Consider the following 26,892-nt stretch of genomic DNA (forward strand, 5'->3'; position numbering starts at 1 on the left):
TGAGTGTGAAGATTGTTCCTCATGCCCATTCCGTTCATTATGCACAAAAGCAAAAGAAGGCAACAATCGAAAACTAATGGTGAATGAAAAATGGGAACAGCAAAAAGAATATGTAAGAGCGAAGCTTTTAGAAGAGAAAACGAGTGCCATCTATCGAAAACGAAAAATCGATGTGGAACCAGTTTTTGGATTTTTGAAGGCGAATTTGTGCTTCTCTCGATTTTCTGTACGTGGAAAATCGAAGGTAGAAAACGAAATTGGCCTCGCGTTAATGGCAGTGAATCTAAGAAAACTCACTGCCAACAAATAAGGTAATAGAGGCACTACCACTCTAAATAGAAAAAGGTGAATTTGAGCTCGCTCAAATTCACCTTTTACATTTTTTGAGGCTAGTTATGTCCCAGCCTCTTTTGGAATTTAAACACATATGCATTTAATTTTTATTCAACAAGAGCCTTTGTTTTTTTTCTTTCTTTTGGCTAATTGATTAGCTCTTTCTTTAATAACTTCGGTACGATCACGTAAAGTATGTTTATTAATAAGAAAATTATTAGTTAAATCGCTACTTTTTTCCCATGTCAAGCCTTTTTCACTACATGCATTTTTACATGTAGTTAACAATGATTCATCTTGAATTGGTAAATTAATACTTATATAAGGCTCATTAGCGATAATAGCATTCAGTTGCGACTGTAAAGTTGTTAATAGTGTTTTTTGGTTTATACCTAGCTTTTCGACAGTATCTTTTTGAGCTTCTAAGATAGCAATAGCGTTTGCTATCATTTTTTGAGCACCTTTGAAATTACCTCTTCGATGATGATATAATCCGACAGCAATTTGAATGAACCCAACCCAAACTATATCGTTGTCTGTTTGTTTCCAATACTCTTCGAGAACTTCATGGCATTCGAAATAATCACGATCCCCATGGAAATACACTAAATAATCTATATAAGCTTTTGGATACAAGAATTTATCACTCCTTATTTATCAAAGTATCTCACCATTTTTTTGTTAATAGTGTATCATAGTATGTAGCAAAAGCACCGTATAAAAGAGTATTGGATAAAAATTTAGTTTGTTCTATACTATGCGTTAGTGTTAAGCTATATAAATACTGAATGAAGTATGATGATATGTTGGTGGGATGAAAGTGCAATATAATGTGAAAATTGATGCTTTTGAAGGACCGCTTGATCTTTTATTGCATTTGATTAATCGATTAGAAATAGAGATTTATGATATACCAGTAGCGAAAATTACAGAACAATATATGTTCTATATTCATACAATGCAAGAATTACAGCTAGATGTTGCTAGTGAGTATTTAGTTATGGCTGCTACTTTATTAGCAATCAAGAGTAAGATGCTACTTCCTAAACATGAAGAGGAGTTGTTCGATGAGGATGTTGAGGTCGATATCACCGAAGATCCTCGAGAGGAGTTAATCAATCGCTTAATTGAATATAGGAAATTTAAGGAAGCTGCGACAGACTTAAAGGAGTTAGAAGCAGAACGTAGCAAAGTTTTTACTAAAGCACCAAGTGATGTAAATGAATTTGTAAAAGATACTAAGGTAAAGAGTCAGCCACTTGATGTGAACTTATACGATATGCTCGCAGCATTTCAAAAACTATTACGTAGGAAAAAGCTCCAAAAGCCACTCCATACGAAAATAACTCGTCAAGAAATTCCAATTGAAAAGAGAATGGAAGAAATTATACAAGAGTTATCGTCAATTAAAGGAAGGAAAAGTTTTTTTGAACTATTTCCCTATGAAGATAAAGGGCACATCGTTGTTACTTTTTTAGCCATTTTAGAATTGATGAGGGAAAATGCGATTAATATCGAACAAGAAAAAAACTTTGATGAAATTTTTTTAGCAAGTAAGGTAAGGTGATTTGGCAATGAATATTGTCGAGTGGAAAGCTGTATTAGAAGGGCTGCTTTTTGTCGCTGGTGATGATGGACTATCGTTAAAGCAAATAGCGCTAGTTCTTGAAATTGACGAAAATGTTGCTCATGACATTATTATTGAATTACAGGAAGAATATAAAAATAACAAACGCGGATTGCTTGTTTCAGAAGTTGCTAATACATACCAACTGACGACAAAAAAAGAACATGCAGCCTTCATAAAAAGGTTAGTAGAGTCTCCTGCGTCAACATCTCTTTCACAAGCTGCATTAGAAACATTAGCCATTGTGGCTTACCGTCAGCCGATTGCAAGAACAGAGGTAGAGGAAATTCGTGGTGTGAAAACAGAAAGACCACTACAAACATTAATGGCAAAGGCGTTAATTAAGGAAGTAGGTCGTGTTGAAGGCACTGGGAGAGCCATTCTTTATGGCACAACAAAAGAGTTTCTTGAGTATTTTGGTTTAAGAACTCTTGAAGAGCTCCCACCATTACCTGAGCAAGTTCAAGATGAATCCGTACAAGAAGAAGCCGATTTGTTTTTTGAAAAATTTCAAGAAATAGAGTAAATAAGTTAGTCATAGATTCAAGTGTCATAATATACACTCTTTTTTTTGTATGTTAAGATGGATGTAAAATAACTATTTTTTTCACAAGATGTTGACGATTGCACATATGGGATGGTGGGCTGTATGCTAATAAAAAATTGTAATGGTTATGAGCTAGAAAAGGAGAAGCCAAACACATCAGAAGACTTTTTTAATCGATCTGAGGTTACATTTGTTGAAGATGGCGAAGAAAGAACATTTCATTTGCTATATATTCGTTATTTTGATGAACGCTTAAGTGAATTCACACCCTACAACAGTGATCCTGTTTTTACAATAGGGGAAAAAGACATCCATTTCAAAGATATTGTAGGATTAATTTGTTTACTAAAAAAACCACAATTCCTTTCACGTAAACGCGTATATATAAATAATATTAATGAATTTGTAGAATATTTTAAGGACGTACAATTTGAAAAACTTCCAGAAATATTTCAGTCGATTGAATATAATGAAGGATATAAGGTCGATTCAACGTTATTGTTTAGTTAAGAAATATACTAATAATAATTTGGAGGGCTATGATGGGGAACAGTATCGTACAAACACAAACAGTAGAAGTTGAAGAATTTTTAAGTAAAACAGTCAACACATTAACAACGTATTTGAATGGCATAACTATTCATACACTACTTCAAGAAACTCCGGAAAACCAAGTTTATTTTGAAGATATTTTATCAGAAATTAGAAGATTAGTTGTGTATTGTGAAGAAGGGCTTGAAGCTTGTAGAATTGTCTTATCAAATGTTCCATTTAGAAAAGCTGCGGCAGAGAAAACACTTTATAAAATATATCATCAATGTATTGAAGAGTTCTTTTCACCTAAAAAAGATTTATGGTATGAAGATAGTCGTTCAGCTTACACAGGGAATAACTCAATTAGATTCCGAGAAGTCCCCCCATCTTCTATTAAACAACTGTTAGCATCTTTGGAAAAAGGTTTTCAAACGATTCGAGAAGAACTAGAATATTATGAAACTGATTATCATACAAAAATAATTCAATCAAAATAAGCTTGAGGTGGCAATTGCCACCTCTTTTTTATATTTAACTTTTCACATTAAGCCTATTTTTGAATACGATATGTTGGAGTAGGAAGGAGTGAATGTGTGAACGATACTAATAACTATAGAAGATATATGAGTGATGTTACACAATGGGGAAAGGATGTATTAGCCCATTTAAATAAGAGTAATGTTCATAATGTTAGTCTACAAGAAAGGATTCAAAATGTAATCTCAGAGGTCCAAGAAAATCTAAATAGAGATGGAATAATTTTAAAAGAGGAAGCAACACAGATACATGATCAAGTGCTGGTCTTACATCGCGAAGTAACAAACATACCACAAAGTGAATATAGCAGGCAATCGTTTAATGATCGCGTTCCCATAGGAGAGCATAAGCTTCCTCCATTGCCATATGACTATGATTCTTTAGAGCCTTATATTTCCGAAGAAATTATGCGTTTACACCATGATAAGCATCACCAAAGTTATGTAGATGGACTTAATAAGGCAGAAAAAATGCTTCTTAAAGCAAGAGAGTCAAATGATTACTCTCTTATTTTACATTGGGAGAGAGAAGCGGCTTTTCATGGATCTGGACATTATTTACACACGATATTTTGGAATAATATGACACCGAATAGTAGCGGAAGTCCTCGAGGGTCGTTATTAAAACAGCTTGTTTTAGATTTCGGTAGTCTTGAACAATTTGTACAGAATTTCACAGCAGCTGCCAAAGCTGTAGAAGGTGTAGGGTGGGCAATCGTTGTATGGTCACCTCGATCGAGAAGGCTAGCGATTCTACAAACTGAAAAACATCAGTTATATACACAATGGGATACGATTCCAATTATGGTCTTAGATGTTTGGGAACACGCTTATTATTTGCAATATCATAATGACCGTGGGACTTATGTGGATAATTGGTGGAAAGTAGTGAATTGGAATGATATTGATGAACGTTTTGAACATGCGAGAAGCTTACGATGGGATCCGTATTAATTGTAAGTAGCTTAAAATAATAAAGAATCCTTCATTTTTTTAGATAATAAAGTAAAACATCTTTGAACCTATCTTCATCGTTTATTAATGGATTGAGGCACTAGCGTTTTTCCGAATTTTTATTCATATAGAAGCCTGTCTTGCATACACTTGTATTAGTCCGGGTTCAATACGAGGATAGGCTTTTTTTATATCCTCTCATAGAAAAATCTCGGGAAAAAGGGACGGGGATTTGATGGTATGCATGAGAAAATGGATGACATTTCTATTAATCATTGTTTTATTATTATCAGTTAATCAACAAGCAGCAGTTGCGAATAATGACGTAAGTGCCAAAAGTGCTATCCTTATTGAACAAGAAACAGGTAGAGTCTTATATGGGAAAAATGAGCATACAAAGATGCGAATAGCAAGTATAACAAAAATAATGACTGCTATAATCGCTATTGAGTCTGGAAAACTTGAGGACATAGTGGATATTAGTGAAAGAGCAATATACACTGAGGGGTCGTCCATAAATCTCGAGCTAGGTGATCAGATAACATTAAAAGATTTAGTATATGGCTTAATGCTTCGCTCTGGAAACGATGCAGCCGTCGCAATAGCTGAACATGTTGGTGGTAGTGTGGAAGGTTTTAATTTCTTAATGAATGAAAAAGCTGCAATGATTGGTATGACAAACAGTGAGTTTTCGAACCCTCATGGATTGGACGATCACGAGAATCACTATTCAACTGCGTATGATATGGCATTATTAACGAAATATGCAATGGAAAATGAAACATATCGAGAACTATTCGCGACTGAGCTCTACCATCCAACATATAAAAGTAAAGCATGGAAGAACAAACATAAGCTAGTGACTGGAATGTATTCCTATACAACTGGTGGTAAAACCGGATATACGAAAAGAGCCAATCGTACTTTAGTGACGACAGCTGAAAAGAATGACTTAGAACTTATAGCAGTTACTTTAGATTCAAATTCGAATGACTGGAACGACCATATTAATATGTTTGAAACGGGATTCGATCAATATAATCTTATTAATATATTTGGCCAGGATAACTTGGAAAAGGTCAAGGATGAGTTTTATAAAAATAAAATATTTGTGGAAAGAGATGTTCTTTATCCTTTAAATAAAGAAGAAGAAAATGAAGTAAATGTCGCTGTACAGCTTATAAAGCCTCAAAAATCTTGGAAAAAAAATAAAGACGTTCCAACGATTATAGGTAAAGTAGTGATTAGCCTTAGTGATGATAAGATCGAAGAAATTCCAATTTTTTATGATCATGGGAATAGAAAATCGAAAAAGTCATGGTGGCCGATATTTTCACAAGTGTTTGCTATGATTATTGGAGTAAACTCAGATGGTTAATATTATTTGGGTTCTAATGACAGTCGTTGGCATCGTTTTTTCATTGCTAAATGGAACGATTGAACAAGTCAATGAAGCAATATTTAAAGGTGCTAGAGAAGCGGTGACAATTTGTATTGGACTAATTAGCATTCTCGTGTTCTGGTTGGGATTAATGAAGATTGCTCAGGAGGCAGGGATGTTAGACAAGCTGGGAAAAATTTTTAAACCACTCGTAAGTAGGCTTTTTCCTGAAGTTCCTGCTGATCACCCCGCTATGGGTTACATATTATCAAATATGATGGCAAATATGTTTGGTCTAGGCAATGCCGCCACCCCAATGGGGATAAAAGCAATGGAACAGTTAAAAAAGCTAAACGGTGATAAAGATGTAGCTAGCCGTTCAATGATAACTTTTTTAGCAATCAATACATCTAGCCTTACGCTAATTCCAACTACCATTATTGCTATACGAATCACTTATGAATCTTCAAAACCAACTGAAATTGTCGGGACAACCTTAATTGCCACCTTCTTTTCAACTATTTGTGCAATTTTAATAGACCGCTATTTTTATTATAGAAGGTTAAGAAGGGGTGGGAAATGATATGGCCACACTTACATTAGTATCTTTATGGTTCATCCCTTTTCTTATTTGTTTTATATTAATAGTTGCTACGGTAAAAAAAGTCCCAACGTATGAAGTTTTTGTTGAAGGTGGTAAGGAAGGGATCAAAATTGCATTTTCAATCATTCCATTTTTAGTAGGGATGCTTGTATCAATATCGATTTTTCGGGCATCAGGAGCGTTGGATTATTTTATAGGGATGATGAGGCCATTATTAGAAGGGATAGGTGTACCAGCTGAAATTATTCCCCTCGCAATAATGAGGCCGATTTCTGGAACTGCAGCATTAGGGATGACCACAGACTTAATTGGCACGTATGGACCAGACTCTTTTATTGGAAGATTAGCTTCGACGTTACAAGGGAGTACCGATACAACTCTTTACGTGCTCACAGTATATTTTGGAGCAGTAGGAATTAAGAAAATGGGTGATGCATTAAAGGTTGGTCTGCTTGCTGATTTATGTGGCATCATCGCGGCAATCATCGTTGTAACAATCATTTTTGCTAATTAAGGCGCATCTCAATAGAGTAGCGCCTTATTTTTTTTATTCTGAAAACTTGTGAAAAGATGTTCAAACAAGTAAGATGTTATCGAGGTGAATTTTAATATGGAACGACTACAAAAAGTAATTGCACAAGCAGGAGTTGCTTCTAGGCGAAAAGCAGAGCGATTAATTTTAGATGGAAAAGTAAGTGTAAATAATAGCACAGTTAAGGAGCTTGGAACGAAAGTTAGCTCACATGATAAAGTTGAAGTGAATGGGATTCCGATTGAGCGTGAAGAACCTGTTTATTATTTACTATATAAACCAAGAGGTGTTATTTCCAGTGTGTCAGATGAAAAACAAAGAAAAGTTGTCACAGACTTTTTTCCTCATCTAAAACAACGTATATATCCTATTGGACGCTTGGATTATGATACATCAGGGTTATTGTTGCTAACAAATGATGGTGACTTTGCAAATATATTAATGCATCCTAAATACGAGATCGAGAAAGAGTATGTTGCAAAAATAAAGGGTATTCCTACTCGTGAAAATGTGAAAAAGCTTGAGAAGGGGATTCGTCTAGATGACGGAGTAACTTTACCGGCAAAAGTGAAAGTTAAGTCAATTGATAAGAAGAAAAATACTTCAATCGTCCAAATTATTATTAGGGAAGGTCGAAATAGACAAGTTCGGAGAATGCTAATGGCGATCGGTCATGATGTAATGAAGTTAAAACGTGAAAAATATGCCTTTTTAGACTTGAAAGGGTTAAATACGGGGGATGCACGTGAGCTTTCTCCTCATGAGGTGAAACAGCTACGCTCGGTAGCGAAGACTGGTAATAAAAAAAATATTTATTAAGTTTATGAATCTGTCACACAACATTCAAAATGTAAACACTGTGAAAAACTTATTTAGTGATATAATGTGGAGTGGATTATACTAGGTAAGTGAATGAGCAGGATGCAGGGGGATTTTATATCGTCCCTAGGAGGGGGATTGGGATCATGAAAAAACAGCAACGGTTAATTATGCGAACCGTCATTTTAGTTGTATTGTTGGCGGCCCTCGGATATGCCCTATACTCAAATATATTTATGACAAAGGAAGCGGTTGCAAAGGGAGATCAAGCGCCAGACTTTGTGTTAACAGATTTGGAAGGCAACACACATCGATTGTCCGATTACAAAGGCCAAGGGGTATTTTTGAATTTTTGGGGGACATGGTGTAAACCATGTGAACTTGAAATGCCCTACATGAATAATCAATATCAATATTTTAAAGATAAAGGCGTAGAAATCATTGCAGTTGATATTGATGAGTCTGAATTTAGCGTGAAGAAATTCGTCGACAAACACGGATTAACATTTCCAGTTGTAATTGATGAAGACAGCCAAGTGATGAATGCATATGACGTTGGGAATTTGCCAACAACTTTTTTAATAGACAAAGATGGAAAAGTTGTTGATATTGTAAACAAAACCATGAGTGAAAGTGATGTTAAACAATACATGGAAAGCATCATGCCATAGGGAGTTAGAGAAATGGAAAACGTTAAGTGTGAATGTGGACACGTAAATCCGCATGGAACGGTTTTATGTGAGTCCTGTGGAAGGCAGATTGATAATGTTAATAATGAAGAGCAAAAGCAAGTTGATATGCGCTATGATGGTAGCGCAAGGCGTTCACAAACATATAACAAAACGGTAATTGATAAAATATGGAATTTCTTTTCTTCTGTAAAAGTTGGTGTTTGGTTAATAGTTATTACTTTAATAGCTTCAGCATTTGGAACGATTTATCCGCAATTAATGTATATACCGAATACAGCTAAGGCTGATCCAGCAGCATACTATGAATCTCAGTATGGGGTGACAGGAAAATTATATTACGAATTAGGCTTTCATGAGTTATACGGCTCATGGTGGTATTTAATCTTAATAGGGAGTATCGGTATTTCTCTCGTTATTTGTAGTTTAGATCGAGTGATTCCATTATATCGTGCATTAAAAAAACAAGGTATTTCAAGACATCATAGTTTTTTAAAAAGACAAAGGCTTTATAGTGAATCTCAACTAAAAGGTAGTGAAAATTCGTTAGCTACAGTGAGAGAGAAGCTATTAAAGAAAAGGTATAATGTCCGTGAAGAAAATGGTAATATTCTTGCTGAAAAGGGCAGGTTCTCACGGTGGGGGCCATATGTAAATCATGTTGGACTCATCATTTTTTTAATAGGTGTACTCGTTCGATCGGTACCAGGGGTCTATATTGATAAGTCATTATGGATGCGTGATGGAGAGACTAATGAAATCCCAGGTACGAATGGGAAATATTATTTACAAAGTCATGGCTTTAAGTTAGATGTCTATGAAAAAGACTCTGAAAAAGATGTTTTTGAAGATGCGTTAGCGAAAATTGGCGATGGGGTGTTAGCAAAAAACTATCAAACTGATGTTACGTTATATGAACGTGTCGGTGATTTTATTCCAGGTGCGGAACCGGAGCTCAAAAAAATCAAAGATTTTGCTATCCGTGTGAATGAACCTCTAAAATATGACCATTATGCGTTATACCAGGCAGACTTTAAATTAAATGAATTTCGTGAAATGTCCTTTAAATTAGTAGAAAAAGAAAATGAGGATGTAAGCCTCGGTGAATTAACGATAGACCTTCATAATCCCCAGGAAGAGTATGATTTAGGTGAAGGTTATCAAGTAAAGTTATTGAAATACTTTCCGGATTACTATTTAAATAGTAATGGTGAACCTGATACAAAATTAAAAATTCCTAATAATCCTGCTTTTGTATTTGAAATGTATACACCTGATACTCCAGAAGGTGAAAGAAGCTTTGTTGCAATACGACAAAATATTGAGCCTAATGGAGATAATAAATATAAGGTGGCTTTTTCAGGAATTGAAACGGTAAATGTCTCAGGGCTAACTGTAAGGCGTGATTTTTCATTAGCTATTATAGCCATAGGTGGAGCAATATTTATGATTGGTGTTATCCAAGGGATGTACTGGAATCATCGTCGGATTTGGTTTAAGCGTGAAGGGGATTTGATTTATATTGCAGGACATACGAATAAAAATTGGTTTAGTTTGAAAAAGGACATTACATCAATTATCGAGGGTACTCAGCTCGTGATGCCAGTTGATCAAGTAGAAGATCGTAAGAAGCAGGCAAAGGGGGATTAATATGGCAGAATTAAGTAGTAATTTACTATATATTGCTTTTTTATTATATTTAATTGCAACAGTTTTTTTTGGAGGGACAATAGGCAACAAACGCAGCGATAATAAAAAAAACCGTTGGGCACAAATTGGGATTATTATTACGATCTTAGGGTTTGTGTCACAGCTTGGTTATTTTATTTTGAGGTGGATTGTAGCTGGACATGCGCCAGTCAGTAACTTATTCGAATTTACTACGTTTTTTGGAATGATGTTAGTCGGTGCATTCATCTTTATCTATATTATTTATAAAGCTAGTGTACTCGGTTTGTTTACACTACCAATAGCTATGCTAGTTATTGCATATGCTAGTATGTTTCCAACTGACATTTCTCCTTTAATTCCTGCGTTACAAAGTGACTGGTTATACATACATGTTATTACTGTATCAGCAGGTCAAGCAATTCTTGCAGTAAGCTTTGCTGCTGGGTTAATTTATTTAGTTAGATCAGTAGATCAATCGAAGAAAAGTAAACGTACATTTTGGCTTGAATTAATATTGTATAGTTTAGTAAGTACAATAGGTTTTATTACCATTACTAGTGGGTTTAAGGTTTTAGATTATGAAGCGACATTCTCATATGTTGACAAAAGTGAACAGCCACTTGAGGTTACTTATCAACTTCCAGCTTTAGTTGGACCATATCAAGGGGAGCTTCTTACAGCTGAACGCTTTGAGCCATTAATAAGTATGCCTGCCGTAATCGATGCACAAAAATTAAATACATTACTATTATCATTAATTACAGGATTAATTATATACGGCATATTGAGGTTAATACTCCGGAAAAGAATTGGTGCTGCATTGCAGCCTATTGTGAAAAATGTTAACTTAGATCTAGTGGATGAGATAGGTTACCGTGCAGTAACTATTGGGTTTCCAATCTTCACATTAGGCGGGCTAATCTTTGCGATGATTTGGGCGCAAATAGCATGGAATCGTTTTTGGGGATGGGATCCAAAAGAGGTATGGGCGCTTATTACGTGGCTCTTTTATGCAGCCTTTTTACATTTAAGACTTTCTAAAGGGTGGCACGGTGAAAAATCAGCATGGTTAGCGGTAATTGGTTTTGCCATTATTATGTTTAATCTAGTTGCTGTTAACTTAGTCATTGCAGGGTTACATTCATACGCATAATCATAAAGACACATACGCATAAACCTATACGTTAACAATTTCAACTATAAACATTGTCTGAGGAGGACGAGACAAATGGAAAGAGAAATTAAGATATTAGTTGTTGATGATGAAGAACGTATTCGACGACTATTAAGGATGTATTTGGAGCGTGAAGATTACGTAATTGAAGAAGCAGATAACGGTAATGATGGTTTACTTAAAGCTCTTGAAAATGACTATGACCTCATTCTTTTAGATTTAATGATGCCTGGTAAGGATGGCATTGAAGTATGTAGAGAACTTAGAGAGAAAAAGGCGACACCTACAATTATGCTAACTGCAAAAGGTGAAGAAGTGAATCGTGTACAAGGGTTTGAAGTTGGGACAGATGATTATATCGTTAAACCATTTAGTCCGAGAGAGGTTGTACTTAGAGTCAAGGCATTGTTAAGAAGATCTTCACCGACTTCTTATTTACAAACTGAAACAACTACAAAAGATGTAATTGTATTCCCTCATTTATCTATTGATAATGATGCACATCGTGTATCTGCGGATGGGAAAGAGGTCAGTCTGACACCTAAGGAGTATGAGCTTCTTTATTTTCTAGCCAAGGCTCCTGATAAAGTGTTTGATAGAGAGCAATTATTAAAAGAAGTTTGGCACTATGAATTTTTTGGTGACTTACGTACTGTTGATACACACGTAAAACGTCTACGTGAAAAACTAAATCGTGTTTCTGAAGAAGCAGCAAAAATGATCGTAACTGTTTGGGGTGTGGGTTACAAATTTGAGGTAACCAATGAATGAAACTTTGGCGAAGTGTAGTAGGGAAATTATGGTTTACCATTTTGCTATTAGTTTCATTCGTATTATCAATTCTAACCGTCCTTTTACTCCAGTTTTTTGAAAATTATCATGTCAATGAGGCAAAGAATGATCTAACAAAAACAGCGACCAAAATAGCCTCGATTATGGAAGAATATGATGATAAACAATTAGCACGGAATATTTCATGGGAATTAATTGATGAGATGACGAAAGTCATTATTGTATATGATAAAGAAAATTATTGGTATTCACCTGATAGTAATGTACTAGAAAACCTGCCAATATCATCGATCTTTAATGATAAACAACTAGCTAGGGTGTTTACAAACAGGGAAGTAATAAGCGAAAAGAAATACTTACATGAAATCACAGCTCCAGTAGATAAAAACAGCCAATTGTTTTTAGTTGCTGCACCTTTAAAAGTTTCTAACGAAGAAAATGGCGCAGTAATTATATATCAGTCATTAAGGGCTGTAGAAGAGACATCGCACCAAACAACTAAACTAATACTTTTAGCTGCGGGAGTCGCAATTGTTTTAACGACAATATTTGCTTTTTTCTTGTCAACTAGAATAACTTCTCCACTGCTTAAAATGAGAGAAGCAGCGTTCGAAGTGGCAAAGGGGAAGTTTGATACGAAAGTACCGATTTTAACGAATGATGAAATTGGTGATTTAGCGACTGCTTTTAATCAAATGGAGCGACAATTAAAATATAATATGAACGCGTTAAGTCAAGAAAAAGAGCAGTTATCTAGTATTTTAAGCAGTATGGTTGATGGTGTAATTACATTTAATAAAGATGGCTCGATCTTAGTTTCAAACCCACCTTCTGAGCAATTTTTGCAAGCATGGTATTATGAGCAAGGTAATTTAGAGAAGCCTACGGAAGAACTACCATCAGAAGTTCGAGAATTGTTTAAACAAGTTGTTTCTTTTGAGAAAGAACAGACGATAGAAATCACTTTACAAGGTAGGAATTGGGTTATCGTCATGAGTCCGTTATATGATAATAAATTTGTCAGAGGAGCTGTCGCAGTACTTCGAGATATGACTGAAGAACGAAGGTTAGACAAGCTACGAGAAGATTTTATTGCGAATGTTTCCCATGAATTAAGAACACCAATTTCTATGTTACAAGGATATAGTGAAGCGATCATTGATGATATTGCTAGTAGCGATCAAGAAAAGAAAGATATCGCAAAAGTAATATATGATGAATCTTTACGTATGGGTAGGCTAGTGAATGAACTGCTGGATTTAGCTAGAATGGAAGCTGGTCATTTAAATTTGCATTTAGAAGAGATAGATATTCAGCCTTACATTCAAAGAATAATTCGCAAATTTCAAGGATTGGCACAGGATAAGTTAATTACATTGGATGTGCATATTAACGTAGTACATAACACAATTATGTTTGATCCTGATAGGATTGAACAAGTATTAACAAATCTAATTGATAATGCAATACGTTATACTGATGAGCAGGGAACTGTTGTTGTACAAGTAAATTCTATAAAAGATGGTTTGAAAATTGACGTCAAAGACTCTGGGTCAGGTATTCCTGAGGAGGACTTACCATTTGTCTTTGAACGCTTCTATAAAGCAGATAAAGCTCGAACGCGTGGACGTTCAGGTACTGGTCTTGGCTTAGCCATTGCAAAGAATTTGATAGAGGCACACGATGGAAACATCTTTGTTCATAGTAAAATAGATGAAGGAACTACATTTTCATTCTTTATTCCACAATAATAAATGCGCAATTATGTCATGTTAAGTTTTTGACAAGCAGTCAGATTATTCTTGTCAATATATTAATAATCGGGTATTATGAAAAAGAAATTTTAAAGAGGCTCATTTCGTATATGGTGTTACTATTGTTAATAAATTAGAATGATAGAAGTGGATTTTAAGCAATCAGCTTTATACTTAACGTCTTTGCATGAATAACAATAATAAATGCGTATACAGCCTAAAAAATAAATAGTGCTAGGTGTCTTTTCTTTTATACTACAGAATAAAGAGAATTTTAAAACATTCTCATAAAGACTTAAAAGGGAATTCTAGTGTGAATCTAGAACTGCCCCCGCAACTGTATTTGTGGACGAAATGATATTACCACTGTATGGAATAATAATATTATACATATTGTTAGCCATATGGGAAGGATCAAAGTAGGATGAAGCATAAGTCAGTAGACCTGCCAAGCACTATATACGTTTTCAATTCTTCGGGGATTGAGTATTGAGACGGTCGAGTAGTGTATTTATTAATAACAATACATTTATGATGCCGTCTAACAGCTCATCCAATTCGGATGGGCTTATTTCTATTTAGGCTTATTTCTTAAACATTATTGTTTCCTACCAACAGAGGATTAAAATCATTCTCATCGTTGTATAGAAGAAAAGATGCCACGAAACTCTAGTTGTGAACATGTGTATTTCCTATTTCCTAATACGAAAAACAACAATCATTGCGAAAACAGCCATATTAAAAAAGAAGGAGAAAAAAAGATGTTAAACATTAAAAAGTACTTCCCCACTGTCTTTATCGTTATTTTATCATTCATTTTATTAGTAGGTTGCGGTCAAACAGAGGTTAATAATAATGCTGCCTCTACAAACGGAGAGCAGGAAACTAAAGTTGATGATAAATCAGAGTCTACAAACGGAGAACAGGAAACTAAAGTTGATGATAAAGCAGAGTCTAGCTTTCCAGTAACAATTACGGATGGATTAGGTAATGAAGTGACAATAGAAGAAGAGCCACAAGCAATTGTGTCGATAATTCCCAGTAATACAGAAATAGCTTTTGCGTTAGGTTTAGGTGATAAAATGGTTGGTGTTGGTGATTGGGCTAATTATCCACCAGAAGTAGCCGAGATAGAAAGGGTTGGAGGAGCAAAATTTAATGTTGAAAAGATAATTTCATTAAACCCAGACGTCGTTCTTGCCCATGCCTCAAGTGCGCATAGCTCTACTGAAGGTCTTCAACAACTACGAGATGCTGGTATAAACGTGGTCGTTGTTAACGATGCAACATCATTTCAAGCAGTATATGACTCAATTAAAATGATTGGCACTGTTACAGGAACAGAAGAAAATGCAGACAAGATCATAAGTGATATGACAGAAAAATTGAATCTTATTAAAGAGAAATCAGCAGAAATTAAAGAAGCTGATCAAAAGGTAGTTTGGATAGAGGTAGATGCTCAATTATATACAACTGGAAAAGGTACTTTTATGCATGAAATGCTCGAAGCGATTGGAGCAATAAATGCTGCTGGTGATCAAGAAGGTTGGCCACAATTTACTGAGGAAGATGCGGTATTACTTAATCCAGATGTTATTGTTATTACATATGGGTATTATGTTGAAAATGCAGTAGAACAAGTATTAAATCGAGATGCTTGGCAAGAGGTACCAGCAGTTAAGGATAAGCTCGTATTCGATATTAACTCGGATTTAGTAACAATCTCTGGTCCACGTTTAATTGAAGGAGTAGAAGAACTTGCAAAAGCTGTCTATCCTGACATTTATCAATAAAAGCCGTGTTCTACCATATATTATTACTGTATGTTTTGTAATATTTTCAATTTTGTTAGGGGTTTCGATAGGGACGTTATCGATTCCCTTTTCTACTATTTTAAACGTTCTTTTTTATAGTGTTTTTCATTTAGGATCAATAGAGACGCTTGATACAGCAGTAGTTAATATTATTATGGCAATACGCTTACCCCGAGTGATCCTAGCTTTTATAGTTGGATCTTCTCTAGCGATTGCAGGGGCTGCATTTCAAGGGTTGTTAAAAAACCCATTAGCAGACCCTTATACACTCGGAGTATCTTCTGGAGCATCAGTTGGAGCAGTAATTGTGCTTTTTTTTGGTATTCATATCCCTTTTATAGGGAAATTTACTTTACCGATATTTAGTATTTCTTTTGCCTTTCTATCTCTCATACTCGTATTAGTGTTTGCCCGGGCGGTTGAGAAAACAATGTCTGTGGAAACGATCATTTTAACTGGTATTATATTTAGCTCATTTTTAGGATCTATTATTTCTTTAATGATTGCACTTACTGGTGAAGAATTAAGACAAATCATTAACTGGTTATTAGGTAGTGTAGCGATGAGGGGTTGGGATTATATTAAGATTATTCTACCTTTTTATATGGTAGGCACTGTATTACTACTCGTAAATGGAAGAGAGTTAAATGCATTCTCATTTGGTGAAGAGTCAGCTAAAGTTTTAGGGGTTAATGTGGCAAAACGAAAAATGACCATTTTGGCAGCTTCTTCATTATTAACAGGTGCAGCTGTTGCTGTGTCAGGAACAATCGGTTTTGTAGGTTTAGTTATCCCTCACATTACAAGGCTTTTATGGGGTGCGAACCATATTCGTCTATTGCCATTATCAATGCTTAATGGGGGGGCATTTTTAGTTATTGCTGACTTAGTCGCTAGAACAATTATTACTCCACGTGAGCTACCAATAGGAGTCATTACTGCCTTAATTGGTGCACCTGTGTTTGCTTATATTTTTATATCGAATCGAAGAGGATGATATTGTCATGATTAATGTAACGGAAGTTAGTTATCATTATAATCAAAAAAAAGTGCTGGATGATATTAACTTCACTGTTAAAAAAGGAGAAATTTTAGGTGTAGTTGGGCCTAATGGCAGTGGGAAAACAACATTATTAAAATTAATTTGTGGAATGTTACATGCTAATACAGGCGACATAAAAATAAAAGGCCAGTCGATAACAAAATATGAGCAAAAAAAGCTAGCGAAAATCATTGCGGTTTTACCTCAAACAATTGAAGCATCATTTAATTATTCAGTTCAAGAAACAGTTAAATTAGGTCGATATGCTCACCAAAGAGGGATATTCCCTCAGTGGACTGATGAAGATGAGAACGTTGTAAAAAAGTCTATTCAACTAACTGGTTTAACGGGAATGGAGCAAATGAGCTTAGCATCTTTAAGTGGTGGAGAGTGTCAAAGAGTGTTTTTGTCACGTGCATTAGCACAAGAGCCTGAAATACTCATGTTAGATGAGCCAACCAATCATCTAGATATATCGTATCAAATTCGTTTACTAGATTCTTTATCACAATGGTCTAAGACATCAGAATTAACTGTTATTGCAATTTTTCACGATCTTAACTTAGCAAGTTTTTATTGTGATAAAATTCTTTTGCTGAATAATGGAAAAATGGTTGCGATGGACGCGCCTAATAAAGTACTTAACGAAAGAGATTTAACGAGCGTATACCGAACACAATTAACTGTAGGTGAGCACTCTACAGTACCGAAAACATTAATATCACTCGTCCCCAAATTACCTACTTTACAACAAGAAAATGGGTTGATGTCACAAATATCAATGGACACATCTAAAGAAATAATTGTTATAAAGACTAAACAACCATTTAAAACACTTTCTTCAGCAATAATTGGTGATGGAATTGGTTGGAAAAGTACCTTTGTAAACCGTCACGTCCACAAAAATTATGATTGCAGCAATCCAAAACAAGATATGGCGTCATTTCTGCAAAGCCATAGTATGAATAGTCATGATTGTATCGGCATGATGACCGCAGCAACATTAGAAGATGTAGCTACGGAAACGCTTACTCTTGACAACCTTAACATATTTACAGTCATAACCGCAGGTACATCAAATGCAGTTGATGTGAGTAGAGCAATACATAGAGAAGAAGAAGTGGTTTATCCAGGGACGATTAATATGATGATCTTTATTGAAGGTAGACTTACGGAAGCAGCATTTGTACAAGCGATAATGATAGCTACTGAAGCAAAGACAAAAGCGCTCCATGAAGAACATATAATGGACCCATTGTCAGCAACTATAGCAAGTGGAACCTCGACGGATAGTATTGTCATTGCAGCATCTCAGACAAATAAGCTTATAGAATATGCAGGATCTATTACTCCTGTTGGTAAAGCGATTGGGCATACTGTGTATAAAGCGACAAGGAAAGCTATTCAACATAATAAAATAAGAAGAAGTGGTCGTGAATGATAGAGCATATCTTTGCAATTATTATTGCGCTCGGTTTAGATTTTGTAATAGGAGATCCAAAATGGCTTCCCCATCCAGTTAGAGGTTTTGGCTGGATGATTAAGAAGTGTGATAATGCGTTAAATGAAGGTAGGTTCAGAAAAAGCAAAGGGGTAATAACAGTCATAGTAGTTTGTGGTTTTGCAACAGTCATTTCTGCGGCAGTTATATTTTACCTATATTCATTACATTGGGTCATTGGCATGCTTGTAGAGGCACTGTTTATCTTTACAACAATCGCAACGAAAAGTTTAAAGGAAGCCGCCATTGAAGTTAAGCTACCTTTAGCTGATCAAAATCTAGATTTAGCTCGAGAGAAATTAAGCTGGATTGTTGGAAGAGATACGATACAGCTTGATGAATCAGAAATTGTTCGTGGAGTCGTTGAGACTGTAGCCGAAAATACGAGCGATGGTATTACAGCCCCTTTATTTTTCGCAATACTTGGAGGTGGCCCTTTAGCTGTAATGTATCGAGCAGCAAATACGTGCGACTCAATGCTTGGCTATAAAAATGAAACATACCGAGAATTTGGTTGGGCGGCGGCGAAATTTGATGATTTATTAAATTTTGTTCCTAGTCGAATATCTGGAGTATTAATGATTGTTGCAAATGTAGCATTGGCAAAGCAGTCATTAAAGAAATGTATGAAACTCTTATTTCGTGATGCTAGCAAACATCCCAGCCCTAACAGTGGGTGGCTAGAAGCGGCGATGGCTTCGATATTAAGTGTTCAGTTAGGGGGGATTAACTATTATAAGGGCGTTGCATCAAATAGAGCGACAATTGGTGAACCCATCGTTGCATTGACTGTAAAGCATATAGATATGGCAAATCAAGTGATGATCAGAACGGTTATAGCGTGTACTATTTTCTATGTTCTAGGAGGGATGTTCATTGAAAGTACCAACACATGGCGCTAACCCTAAAAAACTGTACGAGGCATATAATATCGCACCTCCAAAAAGGATAATAGATTTTAGTGTTAACACTAATCCTTTAGGAGCTCCTATCGCCTTAAAAGACGAATTTAACAAGAGCTTCCACTTTGTCACTGAATACCCAGACATTGAGTCTAGTGAACTATATTCTGCTATTTCTCACAGAGAGAATATTCCAACTTCAAAACTATTTGTTGGGAATGGTGGATCCCAATGTATTTATTTATTATCCCAACTGTTTGCTGGGAAGAAGGTAGGGTTACTAGAGCCAACTTTTTCAGAATATCGAACTGCTTGTACCGCTTATTCATGCCAAATTGAATCGATTCTATTAAATGAATCTAATAACTGGCAACCTCAAATTAATCGTCTTAAAACTCTCATTAGAGAAGTTGATGTGATGTTTCTTTGCAATCCGAATAATCCTACTGGGACTGTAATAGATGAGGCTATACTACTCGACATTATTGATTATGCAAAGATACATCATACAACAGTCATTTTCGATGAGGCGTTTTACGATTTTTGTGAAACTTCAATATCAATGATCAAGTATATACAAGAATACAATCATGTTATTATTTTACGCTCACTCACTAAAATGTACCATTTAGCAGGGATCCGCTTAGGTTATGTGGTTGCATGTGAAAGTATAATAGAACGTTTAAAGACACTACAGCCACCATGGAGTGTAAACGGCATCGCTCAACATTTAGGTGTATTATGCATAAGTGATAAAGCTCATGTTGTTAAGACAAAACAATTGGTTGATGAAGAGAGAAGGAGAGTATTCCAACAACTTACAAAGCTTCATTATTATGTTTCTCCATCTACTGTAAATTATTATTTACTGAAAGACCCCGTATATAATAATCAACAAGATTTGCTAATCTATTTATTGATGAATGGGATTGTACCTAGACACACGTACAATTTTTCAGGGCTTGATGGTATGTATATAAGATTAGCTATTCGGACAACAGAAGAGAACAATTATCTGCTCGAAGTTTTAATGAGGTGGAAGACCAAATGATGGTATTTGTTTCTGGGGGTGTGAGAAGTGGTAAAAGCAGTTTTGCTGAACAGGTAGTTGAAAGATTAGCTGATGACTCAGAACAAGTTCATTATATTGCTACGTCAAAAGCTGTGGATGCAGAAATGCTTGAACGAATTAGCAGGCACAAACAAGATCGAATAGCTTTGAACCGGGATTGGATCCTGTGGGAACAACCATACGATTTAAAAAAGCTAATTTCTAACTTTTCAAGTAGCAATCTTATTTTAATTGACTGTCTGACGATTTTAGTAGCAAATGAATTGTTTAGAGAAGGGTGTAATTGGACGAGTGAAGAATATGGAAAGGGATTAATACAAGAGCTTCTAAGCACGTTCTATATGTTAAATGAAAAATGCAAACATATTGTCATTGTATCCAATGAATTATTTTCAAGTGGGGTAGCTACAGATAAGGGGTCCTATATGTATATGTATGTGCTTGGAAATCTTCACCAAGCAATCGTTCAAGCATGTGACGAAGCTTATTTTGTTCAATTTGGCATTCCTCAATTAATGAAGAGTAAAAACGAGATGAGGGAATTACGTTGAGAATCATCAATGGCTTTATATTAGCAATTCAATTTTTTACGACTATTCCTTTTAAAAAAAACATTCAATGGGATTCAAAAAGTGGAAAATGGTGTGTCCGATTTATTCCTCTTATTGGTCTTATTTTAGGTATTTTACTAGCAAGTATACATACGTTATTCCTTCATTACTTTCCGATATCAACCGCGATGATGGCTTTATTGCTTATGTTTTTCTCAGTTTTATTTTCTGGTGGACTTCATGTTGATGGGTGGATGGATTGTAGTGATGCATTTTTTTCTTATAAAGATAAGGATCGTAGACTAGAGATCATGAGTGACGCTAGAGTTGGTGCTTTTGCTGTGATCTCATTGTTATTCTTATTTGGCTTTCGTTATTTATTCATCTATGAATCTATGGGTTCCTCTATTATAACTATCGCTTTACTAGTTATACCCATTCTATCTAGAACGTTTATGGTATATTTGCTAGTCACAACACCACTTGCAAAACACGAAGGAATGGCGGCTGCATTTAAAAAACATCTAACCTCAGCTGAAAAGATTTATGTTTATGCTGCTGTTATCTTAGTTTTAGTACTGCTATACTTCTTCACTCATTTAACCGCAATGCTATTTACAGTAATATTAATGATCGCATCTTTCTTTCTTTTATTTACAGGAAGAGCTTTTATTGTGAAGCATTTTGGGGGCATGACAGGAGATACGTTAGGTGCTTTTGTTGAAGGAACAGAAACGTTGTTATGGCTCATTTGTTGGCTTTATGCTTCTTACTACATATTATAATCGAATGAGGGGGAAGTACAATGCATTTTGTATGTGGAGGTGCCTTCCAAGGAAAGCGGAAATGGGTAGTGGAAACATATCAGTTACTAACTAAGGAAAGCTGTTGCTGGATAAGTGGATATAATGACGAGACAAGTGAAATAAAAGAAGGTTTTTCTATCGTAGTTATCGAAGGAATAGAAGCGTTAATAAAAAAATCCATAGATCATTGTGTAGATCATCAGTTACGTAGTTTGTGGCAGGAGAAAATAACTCAATGGTTAAATTGGGAGAATGAGTCTGAAGAAAATCTAGTTATCCTTATCGGTACAGATATTACTCAAGGTCTTGTGCCAGTTGAAAAAACAGAACGTCTATGGCGAGATATTGTAGGTTGGTGTTATCAAGACATTGTGCAACAATCTATTAGAGTAGATAGAATTTGGTGTGGTATAAGTGAAAGAATAAAATAAAGAGGAGTAGATTACTTTGAAGCTATATACACGATCAGGTGATAAAGGACAAACAAGTATAATTGGTGGTAGAGTAGATAAAGACCATGTTAGAGTAGATGCATACGGAACAGTAGATGAGTTGAATTCCTTTGTCGGACAAGCTATGACGTTACTTAAGGAAGAAACATTTGCTGATATATATAGTGAATTAGAGAAAATTCAGCACGAACTGTTTGATTGTGGTGGAGATCTAGCTGTAATTAACAATAAGCGGGCTTATAAGGTACAGTATGACATCGTTGAATTTTTGGAGAGTCGAATTGATGAATATATTAAAGAAGCCCCTGCACTAGAACGGTTCATATTACCAGGAGGATCAGCACCCTCTGCAGCCATACATATTGCTAGAACGGTCGCACGTAGAGCTGAACGAAAAATTGTGACGTTACAAAAGCAAGATGAAATAAATGATAATGTTCTAAAATATATTAATCGACTCTCTGATTACTTTTTTGCAATTGCACGTGTAATTAATGCTCGCGACGGAGTGAAAGATGTAGAGTATGAACGAAGCGCGATTGTTTTTAAAGATAGAAAGATAAGGGATGTAAAGAAAGAAGATAAATAGCAAATACCATTAAAGGAAGAATTTACTTCAAAAATTCTTCCTTTTTGTTAAAATGAGTAGTGTAGTTGTCTAAGAGAGGTATTTTTAATAATTGTAATATAATGTGGTTGTAACTTTTTAAATAAAACTTACGTCAAATACATTGAAACGGGGGGAAAGAGATGAACACCGTTTTCCAGAACTTCTATGAGAAATATCATCAAGATATTTTTCAATTTTTGTTTTATATGGTGCGCAACAAGGAACAAGCTGAAGACCTTGTTCAAGAGGTTTATATAAAAGTGTTAAAGTCATCTGACCAGTTTGAAGGAAACAGTAGTGAAAAAACTTGGTTGTTTTCAATTGCAAGACATGTTGCGATCGATTATTTTCGTAAACAAAAGGGCTGGAAGCAAAAGATTATAGACTCTTTTGATTGGCATAAACAACCAGTAAGAGATCAAACACCTCTTCCGGAAGAAATTGCAGTTCAAAATGAGGAGATTCAGCTGATGTACAAGTGTCTTGACAAGTGTACTGTCGATCAGCGACTTGTTATTGTCATGAGATATTTGCAATCGTTATCTATTTCCGAAACCGCAGAGGCGTTAAATTGGACAGAGAGTAAAGTGAAAACAACTCAACATCGTGCGCTAAAAGTGTTAAAACGTTATATGTTGGAGTATGCAGATAAGGAGGGTAACATACATGAAAAAATCACAGTTGAATGAAGAACGGATTGAAGAAATACTTAGGAAAATGCCTTCAATTAAGGACGATCGTGATCCGTTATCCATATATAACCAAGTATCCTCATCTGTAAATAAAAAAAGGAAGGTAATGTGGGTTTTACCTAGCTTTGCAACAGCTGCTGCTATAATTATTGTATTTATACTTCTGCAACCTTTAATGAATGACTTTAATAATCAGGCTACCGATGAGAGTTCTAATAAATCTTCAGCTACTGAACTAACACAAGATGCTACTAATGGAGAACTTCAAGATGTCGTGTCTGAGGCGACCGAATCAGTAGAAGTAAAAAGTGAAGAAGAGATAAGTGACAGGTCGGTAGCGAATGAAACGAGTATCATTTCGCCGAAGGTTGAAAATAGTCGTTTTGTAGTGACTGAAGAGCAATTAAATGATAAAACACTCGTTACGTTTGCCATTCCTGATAAGGATATGCAAAATGTTATTCCAATTAGTTATTTAAGTGAAAATACGAATCAATCAAGTATTGAATTAATGGAAAATATGAAGTCACAATTACCAATTGAAGAGTGGGGGTTATCAGAGTTTGTTCTTAACGACTACTCTATAATTGAAGTGAATGATGATAATGAAGTAGGGAAATCAATTATTGTCGATATTCCACAACTAGATCAAATACAAGATAAGGGTACGACTGAAGAAACTATATTAAATAAAAGTGTCTCTGAAACATTTAGATGGATGGGTATCAAATCCGTCAAATTCATGTCAGAAGGGCAAGATGTAGAATTTGGCCATACTGATATAGGAGCTGTCAGCGAGATCAAGAAGGTAAGCAAGAAAGCATATCTTCTTTATCAAGCAGATGAACAATACCCAACATTTTTAACTCCTACTGAAGAATCGTTTAGTAGCTTGAAAGAAGCATTAATAAATATGACAGTAGTGAATAAGCAATATAATCTTAATCCTTCTATACCTGAAGGTGTAGAAATAGTAGCTGTTGAGTCTAGTGGTGATGGAACTCATGTTAATATTCAATTTTCACAAACAACGGTACTAAGTGATTCCGAGCAGTACAGAATAATGATTGATGCAATCATGTTAACTGCACGTGAATTTGATATTCAAACTGTTTCATTTACTGGAGCAAATATTTCTTCAATAGGTAATGTAGAATTGTTAGCAAAAAATCGAGTACCTGTGGCACCTAACTTAATGGATTTAGACGATTGAGGGATGTTTTTTCATCTCTCTTTTTGTTCTATTTTTGGCCAAGTCCTCATATATAAGATAACGATATATTAATGGGGAGGCTAACAAAAATGTTAGATTTTTTTAGACGCTTATTCGTTGTCTTAATGATAGCTTTCTGTATAGGGTTATTATTTGTTGGAGGGAGAATTGCAAAAGCTGAAGGGTTGTCAATAGAAGAGCTAACAAAAAATTGGGTTTGGCCTGCTGAAGGTGAGCTAACAGATAATTTTAATTCTCGAAATGGGAGACATAAAGGTTTGGATATATCTGGCCAAGTTGGGAGTCCGATTATGGCTGCTGCTAGTGGTACTGTTCTGAAATCATATTATTCTAATACATATGGAAATGTTGTATTTATCAAACATAATAACGGTATTGAGACCGTTTATGCACATATGCAAAATCGTTATGTTGTTGAAGGAGAAGAAGTGAAAACTGGGCAACAGATAGGCGAACTTGGAAGTACAGGTCGTTCTACAGGCCCACATTTACATTTTGAAATACACGTTGGAGAATGGAATTATGCGAAGACAAATGCAATTGACCCCTTATCTGTATTAAAATCTTCTCAACAGCAAAATAAAAGGCTGTCTAATGAAGCGATAGCTAGTAATTATAAGCGGTTAATAACCGAAATGGAATTCAGTAATGAAATCATTGAATGGCAAACAATTGATGTTGAAAATGGTGAGCTGTCTTCAGAGATCATCATTGGAAACCAGCAACCAAATTATGAAGATGTGGCTGAACCGGATAAAAAAATGACTGTGAAAGTTGAAGAAAATGATTCTCTTTGGAAAATTGCTTTAGAACATGAAGTTGCGATTAATTCTATTAAACAATGGAATAATTTGCAATCGGATATCATTCATGTTGGCCAAGAGATAGTACTATATCCTAATATCGAAGAAGTGTATATTGTAAAAGATGGAGATTCCTTACCAGCAATTGCTGCTAAGTTAAATGTGACAGTTGACGATATTAAGAAGTCAAATAAACTTACGAAGGATGTCATTTACCCATCCCAAGTGTTAGTCGTATCAGAAAGATAACGATTTATATTGTAAGACTGTTTTAGTACGAAGAAAAAAACATGTAACAATTTAGTGTTCGAGTATCTTTTTCTCGTTTAATTATAATGGTGCGCTATATCTCTTAAAGTCGTTCTAATTTATTGACAATAGCAACATAGTTTTCACAAAGCACTTATACTAATAATAATGTTATTGTTGTCCCGTGCTCATTGACAGGATATAATGAGAAAAAACATGCGGGAGGAACATCACATGCTTACAGATTATCATAATCATTTAGAGAAAGGTACACTAACCATCGATTATTTAAAGCAATTTACGGATGAAGCAGCTAAGAAAAAGATTGAACATTTTGGTATTTCAGAGCACGCTTATCACTTCTATCAAACAAAAGATATTTTGAGTAATCCTTGGGTTGATGAGCGCCGTTATTATGATATGGATGATTATATTCAGCTATTTCATGATGCTTGGAATGACGGAATTGATGTGAAAATGTCTATTGAAATGGATTATACTCCTAACAAGCATAGAGAAATGGAAGCTTTTATACAAAGCTATGATTTTGACTACGTAATTGGTTCGATTCATTGGGTCGGTAATTTCGGTATTGATTTGGCTGAATATCGCAAAGAATGGGACAGAAGAGATTTATATGATACATACCGAAAATACTATGATCAAGTTGTAACGTTAGCACAGTCAAATTTATTTGATATCGTCGGTCATCTAGACTTAGTAAAAATTTTCAAATATGTACCTGCTGATGAAGAGTTTCTACTTGAACAATATGATCGTGCTACATCGGCATTAGCTAATTCAAAAACATGTGTGGAAATTAGTACAGCAGGTCTTCGTAAGCCTGTTGGGGAATTATATCCTGACCCGCGCTTATTAACTATGTGTTTTGATAAAAAAATTCCAATTGTACTATCATCGGACGCTCATGTACCTGAAGATGTTGGGCGAGATTTTGATCAGGCTATCAAATTAGCAAGAGATGTTGGATATAAAACACTTACAACCTTTCAAAAAGGTCAACGAAAAGAAGTCACACTAGGAGACTAATCATTGTTCCGTTAACGTGTTTCACGAGTAGGGTTCAAGCCCTCAGAAAAAGAGGCTGGGACAAAACCCAACTCTGATATGAAAAAGCCGGTGAAATTTTACGACGAGTAAAATTTCACCGGCTTTGATTATTTTTGAATTAAAATAAGGACTACTTCTGATAAAAT

The 26,892-nt window shown here is 35.2% G+C and carries 29 protein-coding genes and 1 riboswitch; of the genes, 28 read left to right on the top strand and 1 reads right to left on the bottom strand.

The genetic code is table 11. The features are described from left to right. On the top strand, positions 1–310 hold a 310-nt coding region (locus ACSVDA_RS22165), incomplete at its 5' end, for a transposase (RefSeq protein WP_485886202.1). A gap of 134 nt (positions 311–444) precedes the next feature. Here ACSVDA_RS22165 and ACSVDA_RS22170 read toward each other — a convergent pair. After that, entirely contained in the window at positions 445–969 is a 525-nt protein-coding gene (locus tag ACSVDA_RS22170) for a DUF309 domain-containing protein (RefSeq protein WP_485886204.1), read from the bottom strand. A 178-nt stretch (positions 970–1,147) separates the two neighbouring features. On the opposite strand from ACSVDA_RS22170, the gene ACSVDA_RS22175 reads away from it, so the two are divergent. The 27 genes from ACSVDA_RS22175 to ACSVDA_RS22305 all read left to right on the top strand — a co-directional run bounded on the left by ACSVDA_RS22175 (position 1,148) and on the right by ACSVDA_RS22305 (position 26,725). Next, a complete protein-coding gene (locus tag ACSVDA_RS22175) occupies positions 1,148–1,900 on the top strand; it encodes a segregation/condensation protein A (protein ID WP_485886207.1) in 753 nt (250 codons plus the stop codon). A 7-nt stretch (positions 1,901–1,907) separates the two neighbouring features. Further along, entirely contained in the window at positions 1,908–2,486 is a 579-nt protein-coding gene (scpB, locus tag ACSVDA_RS22180; protein WP_485886209.1) for an SMC-Scp complex subunit ScpB, read from the top strand. Positions 2,487–2,609: 123 nt separating this feature from the next. Further along, a complete protein-coding gene (locus tag ACSVDA_RS22185; protein WP_485886211.1) occupies positions 2,610–3,017 on the top strand; it encodes a hypothetical protein in 408 nt (135 codons plus the stop codon). A gap of 32 nt (positions 3,018–3,049) precedes the next feature. Beyond that, a complete protein-coding gene (locus ACSVDA_RS22190; protein WP_485886213.1) occupies positions 3,050–3,538 on the top strand; it encodes a YpuI family protein in 489 nt (162 codons plus the stop codon). Positions 3,539–3,634: 96 nt separating this feature from the next. After that, the gene (locus tag ACSVDA_RS22195) at positions 3,635–4,531 is read left to right on the top strand and encodes a superoxide dismutase (protein WP_485886215.1); all 897 of its coding nucleotides are present in this window, start codon (positions 3,635–3,637) and stop codon (positions 4,529–4,531) included. A 244-nt stretch (positions 4,532–4,775) separates the two neighbouring features. Further along, a complete protein-coding gene (locus ACSVDA_RS22200; protein WP_485886217.1) occupies positions 4,776–5,909 on the top strand; it encodes a D-alanyl-D-alanine carboxypeptidase family protein in 1,134 nt (377 codons plus the stop codon). Continuing rightward, positions 5,902–6,495, top strand: coding sequence for a nucleoside recognition domain-containing protein (locus ACSVDA_RS22205; protein ID WP_214480103.1), 594 nt, complete (start codon positions 5,902–5,904; stop codon positions 6,493–6,495). The genes ACSVDA_RS22200 and ACSVDA_RS22205 overlap by 8 nt, the downstream gene beginning before the upstream one ends. 1 nt (position 6,496) lies before the next feature. Next, the gene (locus tag ACSVDA_RS22210; RefSeq protein ID WP_410628378.1) at positions 6,497–7,030 is read left to right on the top strand and encodes a spore maturation protein; all 534 of its coding nucleotides are present in this window, start codon (positions 6,497–6,499) and stop codon (positions 7,028–7,030) included. Between the two features lie 96 nt (positions 7,031–7,126). Further along, positions 7,127–7,867, top strand: a complete 741-nt coding sequence (locus ACSVDA_RS22215) for a pseudouridine synthase (protein ID WP_485886219.1) — start codon at positions 7,127–7,129, stop codon at positions 7,865–7,867. A 146-nt stretch (positions 7,868–8,013) separates the two neighbouring features. After that, positions 8,014–8,538: a thiol-disulfide oxidoreductase ResA gene (gene resA / locus ACSVDA_RS22220; protein WP_214480100.1), complete on the top strand. Its 525-nt coding sequence runs from the start codon at positions 8,014–8,016 to the stop codon at positions 8,536–8,538. Between the two features lie 12 nt (positions 8,539–8,550). After that, positions 8,551–10,206: a cytochrome c biogenesis protein ResB gene (gene resB, locus ACSVDA_RS22225; RefSeq protein WP_485886221.1), complete on the top strand. Its 1,656-nt coding sequence runs from the start codon at positions 8,551–8,553 to the stop codon at positions 10,204–10,206. 1 nt (position 10,207) lies between these two features. Next, positions 10,208–11,380, top strand: coding sequence for a c-type cytochrome biogenesis protein CcsB (gene ccsB / locus ACSVDA_RS22230; RefSeq protein ID WP_485886223.1), 1,173 nt, complete (start codon positions 10,208–10,210; stop codon positions 11,378–11,380). Between the two features lie 75 nt (positions 11,381–11,455). Continuing rightward, complete coding sequence (locus tag ACSVDA_RS22235; protein WP_214480097.1) at positions 11,456–12,172, top strand: response regulator; 717 nt, start codon at positions 11,456–11,458, stop codon at positions 12,170–12,172. After that, positions 12,169–13,944, top strand: a complete 1,776-nt coding sequence (locus tag ACSVDA_RS22240) for an ATP-binding protein (protein ID WP_485886226.1) — start codon at positions 12,169–12,171, stop codon at positions 13,942–13,944. Before ACSVDA_RS22235 ends, ACSVDA_RS22240 begins: the two co-directional genes overlap by 4 nt. Positions 13,945–14,166: 222 nt before the next feature. Then, a riboswitch (cobalamin riboswitch) is annotated at positions 14,167–14,414 on the top strand. Between the two features lie 303 nt (positions 14,415–14,717). Beyond that, complete coding sequence (locus ACSVDA_RS22245; RefSeq protein ID WP_485886246.1) at positions 14,718–15,740, top strand: ABC transporter substrate-binding protein; 1,023 nt, start codon at positions 14,718–14,720, stop codon at positions 15,738–15,740. Continuing rightward, positions 15,706–16,758 (top strand): FecCD family ABC transporter permease, encoded by a 1,053-nt coding sequence (locus ACSVDA_RS22250; RefSeq protein ID WP_485886228.1) that lies wholly within the window; start codon positions 15,706–15,708, stop codon positions 16,756–16,758. The genes ACSVDA_RS22245 and ACSVDA_RS22250 overlap by 35 nt, the downstream gene beginning before the upstream one ends. Further along, the gene (locus tag ACSVDA_RS22255) at positions 16,724–18,244 is read left to right on the top strand and encodes an adenosylcobinamide amidohydrolase (protein ID WP_485886230.1); all 1,521 of its coding nucleotides are present in this window, start codon (positions 16,724–16,726) and stop codon (positions 18,242–18,244) included. Before ACSVDA_RS22250 ends, ACSVDA_RS22255 begins: the two co-directional genes overlap by 35 nt. Continuing rightward, positions 18,244–19,206, top strand: coding sequence for an adenosylcobinamide-phosphate synthase CbiB (gene cbiB / locus ACSVDA_RS22260; protein ID WP_485886248.1), 963 nt, complete (start codon positions 18,244–18,246; stop codon positions 19,204–19,206). Before ACSVDA_RS22255 ends, cbiB begins: the two co-directional genes overlap by 1 nt. Beyond that, positions 19,181–20,257, top strand: a complete 1,077-nt coding sequence (gene cobD, locus ACSVDA_RS22265; protein WP_485886232.1) for a threonine-phosphate decarboxylase CobD — start codon at positions 19,181–19,183, stop codon at positions 20,255–20,257. Before cbiB ends, cobD begins: the two co-directional genes overlap by 26 nt. Next, complete coding sequence (locus ACSVDA_RS22270) at positions 20,254–20,829, top strand: bifunctional adenosylcobinamide kinase/adenosylcobinamide-phosphate guanylyltransferase (RefSeq protein ID WP_485886234.1); 576 nt, start codon at positions 20,254–20,256, stop codon at positions 20,827–20,829. Before cobD ends, ACSVDA_RS22270 begins: the two co-directional genes overlap by 4 nt. Continuing rightward, positions 20,826–21,614 (top strand): adenosylcobinamide-GDP ribazoletransferase, encoded by a 789-nt coding sequence (gene cobS / locus ACSVDA_RS22275; protein WP_485886236.1) that lies wholly within the window; start codon positions 20,826–20,828, stop codon positions 21,612–21,614. Before ACSVDA_RS22270 ends, cobS begins: the two co-directional genes overlap by 4 nt. Positions 21,615–21,634: 20 nt before the next feature. Next, positions 21,635–22,066 carry a bifunctional adenosylcobinamide kinase/adenosylcobinamide-phosphate guanylyltransferase gene (locus tag ACSVDA_RS22280; RefSeq protein WP_485886238.1) on the top strand — a complete coding sequence of 144 codons (432 nt, stop codon included), beginning with the start codon at positions 21,635–21,637 and terminating at the stop codon, positions 22,064–22,066. A 16-nt stretch (positions 22,067–22,082) separates the two neighbouring features. Next, the gene (locus ACSVDA_RS22285) at positions 22,083–22,676 is read left to right on the top strand and encodes a cob(I)yrinic acid a,c-diamide adenosyltransferase (protein ID WP_320208465.1); all 594 of its coding nucleotides are present in this window, start codon (positions 22,083–22,085) and stop codon (positions 22,674–22,676) included. A 161-nt stretch (positions 22,677–22,837) separates the two neighbouring features. After that, positions 22,838–23,386: an RNA polymerase sigma factor SigX gene (gene sigX / locus ACSVDA_RS22290; protein ID WP_320208466.1), complete on the top strand. Its 549-nt coding sequence runs from the start codon at positions 22,838–22,840 to the stop codon at positions 23,384–23,386. After that, positions 23,364–24,602: a GerMN domain-containing protein gene (locus tag ACSVDA_RS22295; RefSeq protein ID WP_485886240.1), complete on the top strand. Its 1,239-nt coding sequence runs from the start codon at positions 23,364–23,366 to the stop codon at positions 24,600–24,602. Before sigX ends, ACSVDA_RS22295 begins: the two co-directional genes overlap by 23 nt. 89 nt (positions 24,603–24,691) lie before the next feature. After that, a complete protein-coding gene (locus ACSVDA_RS22300; RefSeq protein WP_485886242.1) occupies positions 24,692–25,675 on the top strand; it encodes a M23 family metallopeptidase in 984 nt (327 codons plus the stop codon). Between the two features lie 234 nt (positions 25,676–25,909). Beyond that, positions 25,910–26,725 carry a histidinol-phosphatase gene (locus ACSVDA_RS22305; RefSeq protein ID WP_485886244.1) on the top strand — a complete coding sequence of 272 codons (816 nt, stop codon included), beginning with the start codon at positions 25,910–25,912 and terminating at the stop codon, positions 26,723–26,725. The last annotated feature ends 167 nt before the right edge of the window (positions 26,726–26,892 follow it).

The organism is Cytobacillus sp. Hm23 (genome assembly GCF_051842895.1).
Lineage (GTDB): Bacteria > Bacillota > Bacilli > Bacillales > SM2101 > Nanhaiella.